Source organism: Aeromonas sp. ASNIH8 (assembly GCF_002919855.1).
Classification (GTDB): domain Bacteria; phylum Pseudomonadota; class Gammaproteobacteria; order Enterobacterales; family Aeromonadaceae; genus Aeromonas; species Aeromonas caviae.
On record NZ_PQLN01000084.1, the window covers coordinates 1 to 18588 of the forward strand.

The 18588-nt window shown below is 61.6% G+C and carries 15 protein-coding genes and 2 pseudogenes; 4 read left to right on the top strand and 13 right to left on the bottom strand.

What is annotated here, in order from left to right; all coding sequences use genetic code 11:
* A pseudogene (locus tag C3418_RS18195) lies at positions 1 to 467 on the bottom strand (IS21 family transposase); the annotation flags it as partial.
* A gap of 216 nt (positions 468 to 683) precedes the next feature.
* On the opposite strand from C3418_RS18195, the pseudogene C3418_RS18200 reads away from it, so the two are divergent.
* Positions 684 to 1070 (top strand): annotated as a pseudogene (locus tag C3418_RS18200) (tetratricopeptide repeat protein); the annotation flags it as partial.
* A gap of 45 nt (positions 1071 to 1115) precedes the next feature.
* Here C3418_RS18200 and C3418_RS18205 read toward each other — a convergent pair.
* The 3 genes from C3418_RS18205 to C3418_RS18225 all read right to left on the bottom strand — a co-directional run bounded on the left by C3418_RS18205 (position 1116) and on the right by C3418_RS18225 (position 7225).
* Positions 1116 to 2324 carry a tyrosine-type recombinase/integrase gene (locus C3418_RS18205; RefSeq protein ID WP_103859016.1) on the bottom strand — a complete coding sequence of 403 codons (1209 nt, stop codon included), beginning with the start codon at positions 2322 to 2324 and terminating at the stop codon, positions 1116 to 1118.
* 615 nt (positions 2325 to 2939) lie between these two features.
* Positions 2940 to 6053: a multidrug efflux RND transporter permease subunit gene (locus tag C3418_RS18220; protein ID WP_103859017.1), complete on the bottom strand. Its 3114-nt coding sequence runs from the start codon at positions 6051 to 6053 to the stop codon at positions 2940 to 2942.
* Positions 6054 to 6067: 14 nt separating this feature from the next.
* A complete protein-coding gene (locus C3418_RS18225) occupies positions 6068 to 7225 on the bottom strand; it encodes an efflux RND transporter periplasmic adaptor subunit (RefSeq protein WP_181023124.1) in 1158 nt (385 codons plus the stop codon).
* Between the two features lie 155 nt (positions 7226 to 7380).
* On the opposite strand from C3418_RS18225, the gene C3418_RS18230 reads away from it, so the two are divergent.
* Both C3418_RS18230 and C3418_RS18235 read left to right on the top strand, forming a co-directional pair.
* Positions 7381 to 8109, top strand: a complete 729-nt coding sequence (locus tag C3418_RS18230) for a response regulator (RefSeq protein ID WP_052816335.1) — start codon at positions 7381 to 7383, stop codon at positions 8107 to 8109.
* The gene (locus C3418_RS18235) at positions 8106 to 9185 is read left to right on the top strand and encodes an ATP-binding protein (protein WP_080990061.1); all 1080 of its coding nucleotides are present in this window, start codon (positions 8106 to 8108) and stop codon (positions 9183 to 9185) included. Before C3418_RS18230 ends, C3418_RS18235 begins: the two co-directional genes overlap by 4 nt.
* Positions 9186 to 9330: 145 nt before the next feature.
* Here the strand turns inward: C3418_RS18235 and C3418_RS18240 are convergent, their stop codons facing one another.
* The 3 genes from C3418_RS18240 to C3418_RS18250 all read right to left on the bottom strand — a co-directional run bounded on the left by C3418_RS18240 (position 9331) and on the right by C3418_RS18250 (position 12694).
* The gene (locus C3418_RS18240; RefSeq protein ID WP_052816333.1) at positions 9331 to 10821 is read right to left on the bottom strand and encodes a SulP family inorganic anion transporter; all 1491 of its coding nucleotides are present in this window, start codon (positions 10819 to 10821) and stop codon (positions 9331 to 9333) included.
* A gap of 319 nt (positions 10822 to 11140) precedes the next feature.
* Positions 11141 to 11716 (bottom strand): DJ-1 family glyoxalase III, encoded by a 576-nt coding sequence (locus C3418_RS18245; RefSeq protein ID WP_052816332.1) that lies wholly within the window; start codon positions 11714 to 11716, stop codon positions 11141 to 11143.
* 30 nt (positions 11717 to 11746) lie between these two features.
* The gene (locus C3418_RS18250) at positions 11747 to 12694 is read right to left on the bottom strand and encodes a ketopantoate reductase family protein (RefSeq protein ID WP_039040714.1); all 948 of its coding nucleotides are present in this window, start codon (positions 12692 to 12694) and stop codon (positions 11747 to 11749) included.
* Positions 12695 to 13052: 358 nt separating this feature from the next.
* Here C3418_RS18250 and C3418_RS18255 point away from each other — a divergent pair, with 358 nt between their 5' ends.
* Positions 13053 to 13535, top strand: coding sequence for a YajQ family cyclic di-GMP-binding protein (locus tag C3418_RS18255; protein ID WP_010673357.1), 483 nt, complete (start codon positions 13053 to 13055; stop codon positions 13533 to 13535).
* 102 nt (positions 13536 to 13637) lie between these two features.
* On the opposite strand, the gene C3418_RS18260 is transcribed toward C3418_RS18255, so the two are convergent.
* From C3418_RS18260 to C3418_RS18285, 6 genes are all read right to left on the bottom strand, one after another.
* The gene (locus C3418_RS18260; protein WP_041211271.1) at positions 13638 to 14480 is read right to left on the bottom strand and encodes an outer membrane protein OmpK; all 843 of its coding nucleotides are present in this window, start codon (positions 14478 to 14480) and stop codon (positions 13638 to 13640) included.
* Positions 14481 to 14636: 156 nt separating this feature from the next.
* Positions 14637 to 16040, bottom strand: a complete 1404-nt coding sequence (locus C3418_RS18265; protein WP_048208191.1) for an MFS transporter — start codon at positions 16038 to 16040, stop codon at positions 14637 to 14639.
* A gap of 85 nt (positions 16041 to 16125) precedes the next feature.
* A complete protein-coding gene (locus tag C3418_RS18270; RefSeq protein WP_042864276.1) occupies positions 16126 to 16455 on the bottom strand; it encodes a hypothetical protein in 330 nt (109 codons plus the stop codon).
* Positions 16456 to 16569: 114 nt separating this feature from the next.
* Positions 16570 to 17121 carry a peptidylprolyl isomerase gene (locus C3418_RS18275; RefSeq protein WP_041211273.1) on the bottom strand — a complete coding sequence of 184 codons (552 nt, stop codon included), beginning with the start codon at positions 17119 to 17121 and terminating at the stop codon, positions 16570 to 16572.
* A 14-nt stretch (positions 17122 to 17135) separates the two neighbouring features.
* Positions 17136 to 17708 carry a YajG family lipoprotein gene (locus C3418_RS18280; RefSeq protein ID WP_039040711.1) on the bottom strand — a complete coding sequence of 191 codons (573 nt, stop codon included), beginning with the start codon at positions 17706 to 17708 and terminating at the stop codon, positions 17136 to 17138.
* Between the two features lie 24 nt (positions 17709 to 17732).
* Positions 17733 to 18588, bottom strand: an 856-nt coding sequence (locus C3418_RS18285; protein WP_103859018.1) for a methyltransferase, incomplete at its 5' end; no start/stop codon positions are given.

Below are 18588 nucleotides of genomic sequence, written 5' to 3' on the forward strand. Positions count from 1 at the left end.
ATGGGCACCGTGGGCCCGCAGTAGTCGATAAAGAGCTTTTCCCCCGCCTTATGGATCTGGCGCATGGAGCGCTTTTGCAACTGACACCAGGACTTGTAACGGTCGCAGAACTGGGAGTAGCTGTAACAGCTATTGGGATAGCGCTGGGTGTACTCCTCCCAGAGCAGCTGTTTGGAGACCCCCTTGCGCTTGAGCTCCTGATGGACAGAGGGCCAATCCGGCACGACATGGCAGGCCGATATGGTGGTATCGGCCTGCGGATAAAACAGGGCAGCCAGTCGGCCATCATCAAACTCGGTGGGCAGGGGCCAGCTAAGGCCGAGCGCCTGGGCACTTTTGAGGAGTTTCTGGATGGAGCCGACACTGACCTTGGTACAGATACTGATTTGGCGAACAGAGAGGTCAGCTTCCAGCCGCAGTCGCAGCACTTCACGAATTTTACGCATTGCAATCCTCTTGGCAGACATAGGCTCTTCCCTGGCAAAAGGGAGAGCGTATCAAAGGTTGTTAAATCAATGCGTTAAGGATGATTCTGGTGAATGTGAACAGTGATTCCGGGATGTTGAACACTGTTTCCGGAAAGGAGGGGCAAAGTGTTCAGGTTGAGCCGGAATGAGCGTTCACATTGGTCCGGAAATGGTGTTCACGTTGAACCGGAATCGGTGTTCATGATCGGCCGGAATATGCAGCAGGCCAGAGCCAGTTATGCCAAGGCCGCCCAACAAGGACACATTCTCGCCCAGTACACCTACGGTGAAATGCTGCGTCTGGGACAAGGGGGAAAAGAGGATTACGCGCTTGCTCTCAAGCAGTATCGCCTAGCGGCCCAGCAGGGCGACCGCCAAGCCCAATACCGAATGGGGACATTGCGTGAGGAAGGCTTGGGGGCACCTCGTAACCGGGTGCATGCTTATGCTTGGCTGTCACTGGCGGCGACAGAAGGAATGCCTGAGGCTGTACGGGCCCGTTATGAACTCGAGGCCGCGATGACCAAGCCGGAAGTCAAACAAGCGCAGAAACTCTCTGAGCACTGGTTTGGCAAGATGTCATCAACGGCTAAGAAAAGCTAAAAAAAAGAACATAGAAGGAAGCGGCCTTGGTGGGCCGCTTCCTTCTTATTCAGTTGGTGAATTACCGGATACAAACTCAGCCCACGCATCCATCATTGGACGCCGCTGATCCAGCAAGTCCGTGCGGTGGTAGGCGGCTTCTACCTTGTTCTGCACTGTGTGAGCTAATGCTCGTTCAGCGAGATCCCGCGCATAGCCCTGCTCGCTGCACCAGTCTCGAAAGCTAGAACGAAAGCCATGAGCAGTGGCCATTCGGCCAGGTGTGCAACTCCCTGCTTTGGCTCTTCTCAGAAACATCGTCAACACTGTGTCTGAGAGCGGTACTTGGTCTCTGGGGGATGGGAATACCAACTCGTCATGTAATCCCCTTAACCCTTTCAGGATTTCGACGGCACGAAGAGATAACGGAACACGATGTTGTTGTTTGGCTTTCATACGCTCGGCAGGCAAAGTCCAGACCCTTGCCTCCAAATCGACTTCTGACCACTTCATGGCTCTGACTTCACCTGAACGGCAAGCAGCCAGGATCAAGAACTCCAGCATGGAGCGGGTTACATCGTACTGTTGCGTTGTTCTCAGATGTTTTTGCACAAATGCAGGGATATCACGCCAAGGCATTGCAGGCTGGTGTTCTACACGCACAGATTTGCTGGGTTGAGCCGGTAATAGGTGGCTTACCACATCCACTGGGTTTGCAGAGGTATAGCCATGGGCCCATGCCCAAGCCATGACTGCGTGTAGCCTCTGTTTAACACGGCTTGCCGTTTCCGGGATCGTCAGCCATATCGGTTGCAAAACGGAAGCGATATGAGCTGGGGTGATGGTATCAATGGAGATAGTGCCAATTGCAGGAAAGGCATACTGTTCCAATGTGGTGATCCATTGCTTGCCGTGTTTTGGGTTCTTCCAACCAGGTAACAAGCTTTCGTAGACGAGTCTGGCGGATGCTTCCAACGTCGGGATCTTCGGCTTGTTCTGCTCCTGCAGCCGGATCTCTAGTGGGTCCAGATTATTCGCCAGCTGTTCCCGCATTGCCTGGGCGTCTCGAGCAGCGTCAGCGATAGAGATCTCGGGGTAAGTCCCGAGGCCAGCGTTACGTCGTTTCTTCGTCAGTGGGCTGACATAGCGGAACACCCACTTTCCTCTGCCCTTGATGGTAGAGGGGTGTAGCGTCAACCCGGTGACGCCACCATGAGCAAGGGGCTTATCTTCAGGCTTGATGTTGCGGGCTTTGGTATCGGTGAGGATTGCCATCAGGTAACCTCCTTGAGAATTGAATATGCCACTCAGTATGCCACCAAGCATGCGCAGTGGTAATATGTGATTGGGATGGATTGGACTGTGTTTGTTTCTAATATACTGATAGTAAATGGCTTGCTGGATTGGTGTGGAGTTGATTGGACTTAATTACGGCGGGCACCTCCTCCGCCATCTATATAGCCCAACTGATTTATTCAGTTGGGCTTTTTCGTATTCGCGTGCTACATGCAGGTGCCATTGAGTGACAACCTGAGCGGGGCTCTCCCACCCGTCAGTTCCTTCAATGGTGGCCAACAAGATGCGGACGAGCACGGCCAGGCTGCCCGTCAGTCCGGTGGATGTCTGGCTCGAACGCCGAGCCTGTCTCTTTCACGGTCTCGATGGCCTCTGTTGTCTGAACGCTGTCATTGTCTGGGCCGTTAGATTGCTGCCGCCAGTGACGATAATCCCGCCTCCCGTGCTCTCCTGCCAGCCCATGCCTTCTCACCTTGGCCGCCACCACAGCGCCCGTGATGACACTGGAAGTGAGGGCTGAGAGCCACTCCCTGCAGCCCCCTGCCGGCATTGCCGAGCGCCAGACATCAGGGGGCAACATCATGACGCTCTCCGCTACGTGGCTCGTCTGGCCCTCCAGGCCTGAATGCGCGCCTGGGTGCCGATGACGAAGACAAAAAAGACCGGCACGAAGAAGATGGCCAGCAGGGTGCCGCTGATCATGCCGCCGAACACGCCGGTGCCGATGGCATGCTGGGTCTCCGCGCTGGCACCGCTGGCAAGCATCAGCGGCACCACACCGAGGGTGAAGGCGAGTGATGTCATCAGGATGGGGCGCAGACGCAGGCGTGCGGCGGTCACCGCAGCGTCAAGCAGCGAGCGCCCTTCGCCATGCAACTGGCGGGCAAACTCCACGATGAGGATGGCGTTCTTGGCCGACAGGCCGATGATGGTGATCATGCCCACCTTGAAGAAGACGTCGTTGGGCATGCCGCGCAGCATCACCGCCGCCACGGCGCCGAGCAGGCCCAGGGGGACCACCAGCATCACGGAGAGCGGAATGGACCAGCTCTCGTAGAGCGCGGCCAGCACCAGGAAGACCACCAGCGCCGACAGCAGCATCAGCAGGGGGGCCTCGGCCGCCGACTGGCGCTCCTGCAGCGACTGTCCCGTCCAGGCCAGGGCGAAGCCTGGCGGCAATTGCGCCACCAGGCGATCCATTTCCGCCATCGCGGCGCCACTGGACACCCCGGGGGCGGCACTCCCGAAGAGACGCACGGCGGGGAAGCCCTCGAAGCGCATCATCTGTTGCGGCGACTGGCGCCAGGTCGGCGTCACCACCTCCCGCAGGGGCACCATGCCGCCGCTGGCATTGCGCACCCGCACGCCGAGTACGTCATCGAGCTGCATGCGCGCCGACGCGTCGGCCTGCAGGATGACCTGCTGCATGTGCCCGCCGTTGGGAAAGTCGTTGATGTAGAGCGATCCCATCGCCGCCGACAGGGTGCTGCTCACGCTGGTGAACGAGAGTCCCATGGCCTCGGCCTTCTGCCGGTTGATCTCGAGGTGAATGCTCTCGCCGGGGGGCAGGCTGTCGAGATAGACATCGCTCACCACTTCGCTTTGGGCCGCCAGTGCCAGCAGTTGCGCCTGGGCGGCCAGCAGCGCGGCCTCCCCCTGGTTGGCCCTGTCTTGCAGGAAGAGCGTGAAACCCGAAGAGGTGCCCAGTTCGTCGATGGCGGGCGGCAGCAGGCTCATCACGGTGCCTTCCTTGCTGTTGGCCATGGCGGCCTGTGCCAGCTCAGCCTCTTCGGCAGCCGTGGCACCATGGCGCTGATCCCACTCTTTGAGCATGGTGAAGGCCATGGCCGCATTGGGGCCGGCGCCGGAGAAGCTGAAGCCTTGCACCACCAGATTGGTGTCGAGCGCCTCGCGAGAGGCCACATGGGCCTCGAACTCCTTGATGACGGCCAGGGTGCGCTCGCTGGTGGCGCCGGTCGGCAGCTGGATGGAGGTCATGAAGTAGCCCTGATCCTCGTCCGGCAGGAAAGAGGAGGGCAACTGGGTGGCGGCGATGGCCAGCACGGCGCAGAGGGCGGCGAAGGTAGCCATCATGCGTCCGCTGCGCCCGACCAGCCGGGTGACCCGAACGTCGTAGCCTGCGGTGAGCCGCTCGACGCCCCGGTTGAAGGCGCCGAAGAAGCCGAGCTTCTCATGGTGACTCGGGCTGACCGGACGCAGCAGGGTGGCGCAGAGCGCTGGCGTCAGGGTCAGGGCGAGGAAGGCGGAAATCAGGATCGACACCGCCATCGACAGGGTGAACTGCTGGTAGATGACCCCCACGGAGCCGCTGCCGAACGCCATGGGGATGAACACCGCCGTGAGCACCAGGGTGATGCCGATCACCGCCCCGGTGATCTCCTTCATGGCCCGCGATGTCGCCTCCCTGGGCGATAGCCCCTGGGTGGCCATCAGGCGCTCGACGTTCTCCACCACCACGATGGCGTCGTCGACGATGATGCCGATGGCCAGCACCATGCCGAACATGGTCAGGGAGTTGATGGAAAAGCCGGCCAGTAGCATCACCGCGAAGGTGCCAAGCAGGGCGATGGGGGCGACGATGGCCGGGATCAGGGTGTAGCGCAGGTTCTGCAGGAAGAGAAACATCACCAGGAACACCAGCACCATGGCTTCCAGCAGGGTGTGGATCACCTTGTCGATGGAGACCTTGACGAAGGGGGCCGAGTCGAACGGGATCGAATAGGCCATGCCCGCCGGCAGGGTGGGGGCAAGCTGGGCAAGACGAGTGCGTACCGCATCGGCGGTGCGCACGGCGTTGGCGCCGGGGGAGAGCTGGATGGCGGCGCTGGTGGCAGCCACCCCGTTCTCGCGGTTGGAAAAGGCGTAGGATTGCGCCCCCAGCTCGACCCGGGCCACGTCACCCAGCACCAGCTTGGCGCCATCGGCACCTGCCCGCAGTACGATGGCGGCGAACGCCTCGGGAGTGGTCAGCTGCCCCTGTACCGTGAGGGGAACCGTCAGTCGCTGGCCAGGCAGGGCGGGTTCGTCGCCGAGGCGCCCCGGTGCAATCTGCACGTTCTGCTGCTCGATGGCCTGCGCCACCTCGCTGATGGTCAACCCGTAGGCGGCGAGCTTGCCCGGATCCACCCAGATGCGCATGGCCTGCTCGGCGCCGAACAGCTGCACTCGCCCCACGCCGTCGATGCGGCGCAGCTCCTGCACGATATTGCGGGCCATGTAGTCGTTCAGCGCGACCTCATCGAAGCGGCCATCCGGTGAAGTCATGCCGACCATCATCAGAAAGCCGGACGAGGCGGACTCCACCTGCAGGCCGGTTTGCCGCACCGCCTGTGGCAAGCGAGGCTCGACCGCCTTGATGCGGTTTTGCACGTCCATCTGGGCCAGCTCCGGATCGGTGCCCGGCTTGAAGGTGGCGGTGATCTGCGCGCTGCCGGAGGCATCTACCGACGACTCGAAGTAGAGCAGGTTCTTCACCCCCGACAGCTCGCGCTCGATCAGGCTCACCACCGCATCGTTCAGGGTCTGCGGCGTGGCGCCCGGATAGGTGGCATAGAGGGTCACCGACACCGGCGCCACCGAGGGATAGCGGGAGATGGGCAGCTTGGGGATGGCGATGACCCCCGCCAGCACGATGAAGAGGGCGAGCACCCAGGCAAACACCGGGCGATGAATGAAAAACTGCGGCATGAAATGTCTCCGATTCAACGGTTACCGGCGTCAGCCTGCTGGCTGACTGCGGGGGATTGCCAGGGATGGGCAATGACTTGCGTCCCCGGGGTCAGGCGGTCGATCCCCTCGATCACCACCCGCTGTCCGGCGTTGAGCCCGGACGTGATGCGGTACTGGCTATTCACCAGTTCAGCGGTGTTGACCGGAACCAGTTGTGCCTGCCCCTGGCCATCCACCACCCACACGCTGGTCTGGCCCGATGTGCGCACCACCGCCTGCTGAGGCACGCTCAGGGCGTTGGCATAGCGGGCACGGGGAATGCGCGCCTGTACGTAGAGGCCAGGCAAGAGCCGCCGCTCCGGGTTGTCCACCAGTACCCGCAGCAGTACGTCACCGGTACCGGCATCCACCTCGATGCCGGAGAAGAGGATGTGCCCCTGCATGCCGAGCGGCTTGCCGTCGCTGCCGAGGATGTCCACCGCCAGTTCCGGTGCCGTCGAGCCAGCCTGCTGGCGCAGGGTGTCGAGCACAGAGGCCGGTTGACGGACATCGACGTAGACCTGATCGATCTGCTGGATCCTGGCCATGGGGGTGGCGTCGGTGGGGGACACCAGAGCCCCTTCACTCACCAGCGCCTGATCGATGCGCCCGGCGATGGGGGCTTCCACGCTGGCAAATTGCAGGTTCAGCTGGTGCCGGGCCAGGGTCGCCCTGGCCTGAGCCACGTCGGCGGCCGCCTGATCACGCTGGGAGACCGCATCGTCATAGGTCTGGCGGCTGATGGCCTCGGTGCGCAGCAGCGGCACCAGACGGTCAATCTGGATACGGGCGCGGGCCAGCACGGCCTCCGCGCGCTGCAATGCTGCGGCGGCGCTGTCGACATCCGCCTTGAAGGGGGCCGGATTTATCTGGAACAGCACGGTGCCTGCGCCGATTTCGGCGCCCTGCTCGAACAGGCGGCGCTGCACGATGCCGCTAATCTGGGCCCGAATTTCGGCGCTTCGCACCGCGGCCACCCGGGCGGGCAGATCCTCGCTGATGACCAGGTCCTGACCTGCCAGCGTCATCACCGACACCTGAGGACGGGTCGGCGCATCTTGCGCTTGCGTCGTCCCATCGCAACCTGCCAACCCGAATACGGCAATGACGGCGAGCAGGGCGCCCGCATACCGCTGTTTGACAAACATCATATTCACCTCGTTAAACCGCCTCCCGGGCATGGTGCTGCCGCGAGAGCACATCGAACGGGCATTATGGCGAGGGGCTATTGCGAATGATTCGAGGCTTTGTGGAGAATCCATGGAGGCGGTGATAAAGTTTAGGCCCACCATTTTCGAGTCCGACCATGTCGTATCTTCCTGCTTCCGCCAGCCCGGCGGCCCAGTCACTGGTACTGATTGCAGAGGATGAAGCCGAGATTGCCGACATCCTCGCCGCTTACCTGCAACGCCACGGATTGCGCACCCTGCATGCCGCCGATGGCCGCGAAGCCCTGGCCATGCACCAGACATGCAAACCCGATCTCCTGTTGCTGGATGTGCAGATGCCGCAGCTCGATGGCTGGCAGGTGCTCAGCGAGATCCGGGCCCGTGGCGACACGCCGGTGATCATGTTGACCGCTCTGGATCAGGACCTCGACAAGCTGATGGGGCTGCGCATGGGGGCGGATGACTATGTGGTCAAACCCTTCAACCCGGCCGAAGTGGTGGCCCGGGTACAGGCGGTGCTCAGACGCAGCCAGGCTGCGAAGCAGACCACGGCCCGGGTGCTGCGGGTCGGCCCCTTCCAGATCGATCTGGAGAGCCACGAGGCCAGCATTTGCCGCGATGAGGGGCAACAGATGCTGGATCTGACCCTGACCGAGTTCAAGTTGCTCGCCTCTTTGATGCGGGCACCCAAGCGGGTGTTCAGCCGCGCCGAACTGCTGACCCACTGCCTGCCGGAGGGGGATACCCAGGAGCGCACGGTGGACAGCCACATCAGCAAGCTGCGCAAGAAGCTGGAGGCACAGGGCATCCAGGGGGTGCCCGCCAGTGTCTGGGGCGTCGGCTATCGCTTCGGGGGCGATGCGTGACATCGGCACCTGGCCTGCGCAGGCAAATCATCCGCTCCCTGGGACTGATGGCGCTCGGCATCATCTGCCTCGCGGTGATCGGCACCTATGTGTTCTACGCCATTGCCGTGACCTATGTGCCTGGCAGCATCTCCGAGAGCTGGATGCCCTCCAGGGTCGAGATGATCTGGATTGGCTCGACCATTCTCATTGCATTGGGGATGGCGCTGTACGTGGCGGTGCGCCTCTCTCGGCGCATCCTGACCCCGCTCAATTCGGTGGCGAACAGCCTGCGAGAGGTGGCAGAGGGCAAACTCGATGCGCGCGTGCCGCTGGATGAACAGGCGATCGGGGAGACGGCGCAACTGGTGCGGGACTTCAACACCATGGCCGAGCGACTGCAAAGCATGACCCGCGAGCGGGAGTTCTGGAATGCCGCCATCGCCCACGAATTGCGCACCCCGGTGACCATCTTGCGTGGCCGATTGCAGGGGCTGGCCGAAGGGGTATTTCCGCCAGAGCGTGCGCTCTTTGAAGGTTTGTTGCGCCAGGTGGAGGGATTGACCCACCTGATCGAAGACCTGCGGGTGCTCAGTCTCAACGACAGCGGCCACCTGGAGTTGCAACGAGAGGCGATCAGTCTGGCCGACGAGCTTGCCGTGGTGCTTGAGGCGTTTGCCACCCCTCTGGCCGCGAGCGGTTTCACCCTCAAGCGGGAGCTCGATGCCGAGCTCTGTGTCTGTTGCGATGCACTTCGCATCCGTCAGGCCCTGATGGCGCTGCTGGAAAATGCCCAGAAGCACGCGGTGCCGGGCATGCTGACCGTGCGCCTGCATCGTTCGGGCACCCAGTGCATCCTGAGCGTGGAAGACGAAGGGCCTGGCATCAGCGAGGAGGTCGCCGCCCATATCTTCGAGGCGTTTCGCCGGGGGGATCCGTCACGTTCGCGCAAGAGTGGCGGCAGCGGGCTCGGGCTGGCCGTGGTCAAGGCGATTGCCGAGGCCCACGGCGGCAGCGCGGTTTGCCAACCCGGCGGGCGGGGCGGCACCCTGTTCCTGCTTTCCTGGCCCCTCTTGCACCCTGACGGCAGGCCATGACCCCGTATTGCCGCATCGGCTCGGGATGGGCAAGCCGAGGCGCGTGTGTTGACTGTGATCCAACAGCCCAAAAAAGCCCATCTCATGGGGAGAGACGGGCTTTTTTTATGGCTTGCAGGCAGCGCCCTCATGGGGCGCACCGGGATCAATGCTCGGCCAGCAGGGGCTCTCCCTCCTGGCATTTGTCGTGGATGGCAAAGCGATCGACCAGGGTGGCACTGGCGTCGTTCAGGCCGATGACCGCCACCTCTTTCCCCTCACGGCGGAACTTGATGACCACCTTGTCGAGGGCCGTGATGGCGGTGATGTCCCAGAAGTGGGCGTGCGTCAGGTCGATGACCACCTTCTCCACTTCCTCCCTGAAATCGAAACCGGCCAGGAACTGCTCGGCGCTGGCAAAGAAGACCTGGCCCCGCACCAGATAGGTACGCACGGCGCCGCTGCGCTCGCTGTCGCTCTTGACCAGCATGACGCGGGCAACCTTGTGGGCGAAGAAGAGGGAGGCGAGCAGCACCCCCACGAAGACCCCGAGTGCCAGGTTGTGGGTCGCGACCACCACGGCGACGGTGGTCGCCATCACCAGGTTGGTGGAGAGGGGGTGGCTCTTCAGGTTGCGTACCGACTCCCAGGAAAACGTGCCGATGGAGACCATGATCATCACGGCCACCAGGGCTGCCATGGGGATCTGACGGATCCACTCATCCATGAAGACCACCATCAGGATGAGCAGGGTCCCCGCCACGAAGGTGGAGAGGCGGCCGCGGCCACCGGATTTGATGTTGATGACGGACTGGCCAATCATGGCGCACCCCGCCATGCCTCCCAGCAGACCGGCGCCGATGTTGGCGATCCCCTGACCCTTGCACTCGCGGTTGCGATCGCTTGGAGTGTCGGTCATCTCGTCGACGATGGCTGCCGTCATCATGGACTCGAGCAGTCCCACCACCGCCAGCCCCGCTGAGTAGGGGAAGATGATGGCCAGGGTCTCCAGATTGAGGGGCACGTCGGGCCAGAGGAAGACCGGCAGGGTATCGGGCAGCTCACCCATGTCGCCCACGGTACGGATGTCGATGCCCAGGGTGATGGCCACCGCCGTCAGGATGACGATGCACAGCAGGGGGGAGGGGAGCAGTTTGCCCACCACGGGAACGAGCGGGAACAGATAGATGATGCCAAGCCCGGCCGCGGTCATGGCGTAGACCTGCCAGGTGACGTTGGTGAGCTCGGGCAGCTGGGCCATGAAGATAAGGATGGCCAGGGCGTTGACGAAGCCGGTCACCACGGAGCGGGAGACGAATCGCATCAGGCTGCCGAGCCTGAGGTAGCCCGCCGCTATCTGGAAGAGGCCGGTGAGCAGGGTGGCTGCCAGCAGATACTGCAGGCCATGTTCCTTGACCAGGGTCACCATCAGGAGTGCCATGGCGCCGGTGGCGGCGGAAATCATGCCGGGACGACCGCCGACGAAGGCGATGACCACGGCGATGCAGAAGGAGGCATAGAGGCCGACCTTGGGGTCGACGCCCGCAATGATGGAGAAGGCGATGGCCTCCGGGATCAGCGCCAGGGCGACGACGATGCCCGACAGCAGATCGCCCCGTATGTTGGAGAACCACTCTTGTCTTGCACGTTCCAGCATGGGGATTTTCTCGCTCGTTGAGGATCCATGGCCACAGGCCCGCAAATCAGGGGAAATGGCGGGGATCACAGGGTTGGATTGGCTGTTGATGGCCGGGTAAACCGGCCGGTCGGCATAACCGGAGTCAGGCGGCAGAGGCCGCACAGGGCAGGGTCAGGGCGGCGTGACGGCCACCCCAGAGCACATAACAGGCATAAGGGGCGCATGTTAACAGCCGGTGCCAGGCCGGGGAAGCCCGGATTGTTTTATCTAGCACAAGAGCAGCCAACATAGACCAAACAAGGGGGCTCTGCCGTTTTCAGAGAAGTGATTGATGCGATTATGGCAACACCGAAGGGGGCAACACCATGGGACCGGCCACCGTACGGGCTGCCTCGTCACCTCGCAGTACCCGTACTATCTCGAGGGCGAACTCGATGGCGGTACCCGGGCCCAGGCTGGTGATCAGGCGATGGGCTTCATCGGTCACGACCCGCGCCGTGCTCAATTGTGTCGCGGGCAGACGGGCCTGAAAGCCCGGATGGCAGGTGGTGCTCGCATTCCCCAGCAAGCCGTGATGGTGCAGTACCACGGCGGGTGCGGCGCAGATGGCGGCGCGCCAGCGGCCGAGGCCTGCCTGCTCCCGTAGCAGGTCGATGGCGAGGGGGGTGTCGCGGATCACTTCGCTGCCAGGCAGACCGCCCGGCACGACCATGGCATCGAAGTCACGGGTGGTCAGCTCGTCGAGATGGCAATCCGCCACCAGTTGCACCCCGCGAGAGGCGCGGATCTGGCGCGCTCCTGTGGGGCAGCAGGAGGCCAGCACCACATCGATGCCACCCCGAACCAGGGTATCGACGATGGCAACCGTCTCTATCTCTTCCGACCCGGGGGCCACCAGTACCAGTACGCTCATCCTGCACTCCTTGCTTGCCAGCTGCTCTGCTCAGCGCTTCTCTTTGACGGCCTGATAGAGGCCCTGATTGACCGGCACCGCGATACCGTGAAGGGCGGCCTTGCCCAGCAGGAAGCCGGTGATGGCTTCGATCTCGGTCTCGCGGCCCTGTTCCATGTCCTGATACATGGAAGAGTAATTGTCGGCGGTGAGCTCCACCACCATCATGACGCGGCGCAGCAGCTCTTCGCTGCCGGTGGGCTGACCTTCGGCCCGCATGACGTCAGCCACTTCCACGCAGATTTGCTGCAGGGCATCGGCAAAACGCGGACCGGCCAATTCGCCGTTCTTGAGCTTGTAGAGCGCGGTGAGGGGATTGATGGCGCAGTTGACGGCGAGTTTCTGCCACTGACGTGTCAGGATCTGCTCATCCCAACCGGCCTGACCCAGGGCGCTGGCCAGCTCGTCGGCGAGGTGGGCATGGGCACGGGCCGCTTCGTTGATTGGGCCCAGCCAGGTCTCCCCCTTGCCGGTGTGGCGGAACACGAAGTGGCCGCTCTGCATGGCGCCATGGCTGGTGACGCCGGCGATCACCGGATTGTCGGGGAAGAGTGCGACCACCTGATCGGCGATCCCCATGCCGTTGTGCAGCAGCACGATGGGCACCCCTGCCGCCAGTTGCCCGACCAGGGGAGTGAGGGCCGATATCACCTGCCCCGCCTTGGTCATCACCAGCAGGCGTTTGATGCTGCCCGGCTTGTCGATGAAGGCGCGTTCGATGGCCAGGAGCTGGGTATGCCCCTCAAGTGAGGTAAAGTCGACGCCGGGGTGCAAGGTGGCACGATGGCGCTCGCGCAGCAGGAGGCGGGTTGCTTGGCCGCTTTGGGTCAACAGGGAGGCGAAGACGCCGCCCAGGGCGCCGCAGCCCAGCAAGGTCCACTCGGGAGAGACAGGGTGACGGCGTGTTTTCAGGTTGTTGTCGCGTAATCCGCTTGGCATGAAGAGGCTCGATCATGGGAAGGGCTGCCATCCTGTCAACCGCCAACCCGGGATAAGGGAAGATGTCGCTTGGTGAATACCTGGAACCGGTGCATGAGCTGGTTGCCGGGTCGTGCTCAAGGTTCATGCGCAGCCAGGGAGCCTCATGTATGCATGAACATGCGGGTGTCTGGGCTGCACTTCACCGAGTGTCGGACCTCTCGCGGTCGCTCCTAAACGGGTTCTAACGGGTCTCACCATTCCTGTGCGCAGGGGATTCTAGCAGAGCAATCCCATCGAAATCAGCAAATTTGCCCGTTTTCTGGTAGATTTGCCCACCTGTCAGCACAACCTGAAGTACAGCATGAGGAGCCCGGCTATGCCGTCATTCGATATTGTCTCTGAAGTCAAAATGAACGAGGTGTTGAACGCCGTTGATAACGCCAACCGTGAACTGGCGACCCGTTTCGATTTTCGTGGTGTGGAAGCCAGCTTCGAATTGAACAAGGAAGAAGTGAAGCTGGAAGCCGATGCCGATTTCCAGCTCAAGCAGATGGTCGAGATCCTGCGCGGCGCCCTGCTCAAGCGCCAGATCGAGAACAGTTCCATGGATGTGGGTGACAGCGTCCACTCCGGCAAACGTTTCCACCTGACCGTGAAGTTCAAGCAGGGGATCGACAAGGAAGTGGCCAAGAAGCTGGTGAAGCTCATCAAGGACTCCAAGATCAAGGTGCAGGCTGCCATCCAGGGCGACGAGGTGCGGGTCACCGGCAAGAAGCGCGACGATCTGCAAGAGACCATGGCCTTGGTGCGTGGCGCCGAACTGGGCCAGCCGATGCAGTTCCAGAACTTCCGCGACTGATGGCGAACGGGGAGGGCGCGGCTCTCCCCCCACTGCCAGCATGAGGGCATAAAAAAACCGGAGCAGCTGCTCCGGTTTTTTGTATCCGTGTGACGAGTTCGATTAGAACTTGTAGGTCACGGAGAAGTAGTGGCTGAAGCCAGAGCTCTTCCACGGGGTACCGTCGTAGGCGGTGGAACCGTCTTTGGTGCCGTAGGCATCCATGAAGTACTTCAGGCCGTAACCGACGGCGTAGCGGTCGGAGTGCCAGTAGATACCGTGGAAGGTAGCCAGGTTGTCGCTGGTACGGTCAGCACGGTTGTGGGTGTCCAAGTCGAAGGCGTAGTCCAGGTAACCCTGATAGGAGACGAAGCTGCCGTTGCTGAAGGTGTAGAAAGGCTTGAACCAGTTCATGGCGAACCAGTAACCGTTCCACTCACCCTCTTCTTCGGTGAAGAACTGGTTTTCGGTGGCGTGACGAGCATACAGGTTCATGCCCACTTTGCCGAACCAAGGCACTTGTACATCAGCACCCAGACCGATCATGTTTTCCATCTGGTTGTCGCCGATGTTGTTCAGAGAGGCGATGTAAACCTCTTGCACCGGACCGAAGGAGAGATCTTTACCAGTCAGCGCATCCAGAGACATACGCGGCGCAAACTTCATGAACAGGTTCTGACCCTTGTGCTTGTCGCTGTGACGGGAGTCGAAGATATCGAAGACGTCGACGTAACCGTACAGGTCAAACAGGCCGGAGCGACCACCGAATTCCATTTCGAAGTAGGTGTCGTTGTAATCTTCAGCACCTGCAGTGAAAGGACGTTGGTCGATGGTGTGCATCACGTTGAACTGCATCCACTTGTAGTCGTTCTTGTGGATGTCGCCGCTGTAGTCGGCAGCGAAGGCCGGGGTGGCGGAGGCAGCCAGCAGACCGGCAGCGATCAGAGTCTTGGTAAATTTGGCCATTTTATTGGTCTCTTGTGCGTTAGTTGAGGTTTTCCGTAGCCTGCCCACAAGGAGCGGGAGGGATTCTAGCCAAATAAATTCAACGGATAAACAAGCACCAGGGAACTTTGTCAGGATTTGTGAATCTAATCACCCCCTAAAATGCGCAAACGCTTGCTATTTGTGCGTTTGTGGTGACAAGGTGCTGCCTCGTTTGGCAACCATGATGATCAGGATCATCACCGGAATACCGAGCAGACTGGTGCCGATGAAGAAGTGGCTGTAGCCGATCTGCTCCACCACGCGACCAGAAAACCCCGCCAGCAACTTGGGCAGCAACAGCATGATGGAGCTGAACAGGGCGTACTGGGTGGCGGAGAAGGCTACGTTGGTGAGGCTCGATAGATAGGTTACAAACGCAGCCGTCGCTATGCCGGCGCTGAGGTTGTCCAGCGAGATGATCAGAGTCAGCAGCTCCAGGTTGTGGCCCACTTCGTTGAGGAGAGCGAACAGCAGATTGGTGCTGGCGGTCAGCACGGCGCCGAGGAACAGGATGCGCAGGGTGCCAAAGCGCATCACCAGCACGCCCCCGAGCGCGGCTCCCACCAGCGTCATGATGACACCATAGACCTTGGTGATGGTGGCCACTTCCGTCTTGCTGAACTGCAGATCCACATAGAAGCTGTTGGACATCACCCCCATCACCACGTCCGAGATGCGATAGCAGGCGATAAGCCCGAGGATCAGCAGGGCCGAGGAGCCGTAGCGGCGAAAGAAGTCGGCGAAGGGACACCAGATGGCCTCGTAGGTCCAGGCCCCCAGCCCGGCCAGCGTGGGTGACCAACCCCGTGCCAGCAGGGTAGCCTTGCGCGCCATCTGCTGCTCGTCCTGACTCTTGAGATCGATCTGCGGCTCGTGACTCATCAGGGTGGTGAGGATGCCAAGAGACATCAGCCCTCCCATCAGCAGATAGGTGAGCTGCCAGCCGCGATAGTCATAGCCGCTGTTGCTGCCGAGCCAGGCCGCCAGCGCCAGCGCCCCCGCTCCCGCCATGATCATGGCGAGTCGATACCCCGTCATATAAGAAGCGGCCATGGCCGCCTGCAGCCGCTCGGGAGCGGATTCGATGCGATAGGCATCGATGACGATGTCCTGGGTGGCAGAGGAGAAAGCCACCAGCAGGGCGAAGAGGGCCAGTTGGGCGAGCTGGGTCTTGGGATCGCAATAGGCCATCCCCACCAGGGAGAGGGCGATCAGCACCTGGGAGAACAGCATCCAACTGCGTCGTCGCCCAAGCAGCCGTGACAGCAGGGGCAGGGGCAGCCGATCCACCAGGGGCGACCACAGCCACTTGAAACCGTAGGCCAGCGCTACCCAGCTCATGTAGCCGATGTCGGTCAGGCTGACATCCGCTTCGCGCAGCCAGAACGAGAGGGTGCCAAAGACCAGCAGCAAAGGCAGGCCGGAGGAAAATCCCATGGCAAACAGGATGAGTACCCGCGCTTCCAGATAGACGGCGAGGGCATCTCGCCAGCGGGTGGCGCGGCCCGGTGTGTGGCTGGGCGGGCGGAGATTGTTCAACAGCCTGACTCCTCTGGGAAAAGGGGGTCATTTTGTCAGGTTCGGCAGGCGTAGCCAAGGCAAGCCGAGTGGCGGGCGGCAGGTTTCAGGGGCGCGAGCCGATGCAGTGGTGCGGGCAGGGGCCCTCGTCGGCGAGAAAATTGGCGCAGGCCATGAGTTGCAGGCGCAGCGCGTCATCACAGAGGAGGCGCTGCTCATCCCACAGGTGCAGGCTGTGAAGCAGATGCCAGAACACTCCTTCCTGTGCGTTGGCGGGGGTTTTGTCCATGGGGATCACGCAGAGCGCCTGCCAGTGGGAGAGGAGCTGCCAACTCAAGTCCTCCAGCTGCTGATAGGGAATCTTGCGTGCCAGAAAATGGCGAACCGCCTGGGCCAGCGGGCCGGCGTGTTGGGTTATGTAATCATGACAGGTCACCGGCTCCTCCTTCTGGTTCTGCTCCCCGATGCGTGGCACACATCGGGGAGCAGAGTATAGAAAAAGAGATTGGTGACCCGTTCAGGGACGCGGTGGAATGTGATCCGGGCCGCGTTATTTGTCCGCGAGCAGCACCACTTTCTTCAGGATGATGGGGCTGGTGGGGACGTCGTTGGCACGCAGGATGGAGCTGTAGCCGGTCTGGACCTGGGCCAGTTTGTCCAGCACCTCCATCCCCTTCACGACCTGGCCGAACACGGTGTAACCGGCGCCGGCATTGGCGTTGAGGTTGTCGTTGTCCACCAGATTGAAATAGAACTGGCGAGTGGCGCTGTCGACCGCCTGGGTGCGGGCCATGGCGATGGTGCCGCGCTTGTTGGGCAGGCCGCCTCTGGACTCGTTGACCACGGGATCGAAGGTCGGCAGGGGCTGGAACTGCTGGTTGTAGCCCCCACCCTGCACCACGAAGTTCTGGATCACCCGGTGGAACAGGCTGCCGTCATAGCTGCCGTCTGCCACGTAGCGCAGGAAGTTCTTCACGGTCTGTGGTGCCTGTTTGGGGGCCAGCTCCACGACGATGGTGCCATGGTTGGTCTCCATCTGGACTTTTTGACCGGCGAAAGCCAGGGGGGCGATCAAGGTGATCAGTAACCAGAGTTTCTTCATTTATATGTCCTCGCTCAGCTCGGCTGACCCTTGAGATAACCGCGCAGCGCCTCGTCGGCCATGATCTGCTGCAGCACGCTGCCCAGCTGCTGGTTCAGGGTGGATTCCAGATCGGCCATGCTCGGCTCGCCCGGGCCCTCCTTGCTGGAGGACATGTTGAACTGCTTGGTCAGCTTGCTGCCCTGGAAGTCGGCAATCACCTGCAGGCTGACGCGGGACTTGGTGACATAGGTGAAGGTCTTCTCTTCCACGGTGACGGCGGCAGTGGAGATGGCCAGCGTCAGGTTGGTGGTGCCGCTGTTGCCCACTTCCAGGCCCTGGCTGCGCAGCCCTTCCGCCAGTTTTTCAGCCAGCAGGCTGTTGAGAGGCTGACTGCTGTTCACCAGCACGGGGGCCTTCTCTTTTTTCTTGATAGAGAAAACATAGGCGGCTTCACGCTTGTCCACCCCTTCCATGGTGATGCGGTTGCCGGAGTAGTACTGCTGGTTGGAGGGGATGACTTGCGGGTTGAGCAGGGCGCTCTCGGGCCAGTGAGTAGCACAACCGCCCAATACCAGAGCGGCCAGCAGCAAGAGTGACTTTTTCATCATGGGTTTCCTTTAGCTTTATCTTTAGCGTTTGATGGCTTTCAAAATAACGAATTTGCTGTTCGACGCAACGACTTGTGCGTTGCCAAACAGGCGCTTGAGTTTGTTGTGATAGTCCAGATGACGGTTGCCTACTATCCAGAGTTCGCCCCCCTGAGGCAACACCCGGTGGGCGTCGCTGAACATCTGCCAGGCGATGTGATCGGTGATCGCTTGCAGCTGATGGAAGGGGGGATTGCAGAGGATCCTGTCCGCTGCCCCGACGGGAACGTCATCGAGACAGTTGTTGACCATGAAGTGGGCACGGGGCAGGGCATCGGGCAGGTTGTGCTCGATGTTGAGCCGTGCGGACGCCACCGCCATCCGGGATTCGTCGATGAAGGTCACCTCCACCTCGCTGTCTCGTGCCAGCAGGGAGAGCCCGAGCACGCCGTTGCCACATCCCAGATCGATCACCCTGCGGGCACTGTGGATGGGCAGGTTGTCCAGCATGAAGCGGGCGCCGATATCCAGGCTGGTGCGCGAGAACACGTTGGCATGGTTGTGGATGAGCATGTCGGTGCCTTCCAGCGGCCAGACGGTCGGGAAGGGACTGGTCAGGGACGGGCGCTCGGCGGCCGGGGTGCAATGAATGAGGCGTGCCTTCTTCCAGGCGAGCGAGGTGCGGGTCTCCCCCAGATACTTTTCGAACAGCTTGAGGGTGGAGGTGTGGATGTCCTTGGCCTTGCCGGCAGCAATGATGCGGGTCGCAGGGGTGACGACCCCGCGCAGGGCAAGCAGTTGCTGCTCCAGCAGCGCCTGATACTTGGAGACCTTGATCACCACCAGGGCGGGGGCACCGGGAAGGGGGGCACGGGAATCCAGACGGGGGATGGGGTGG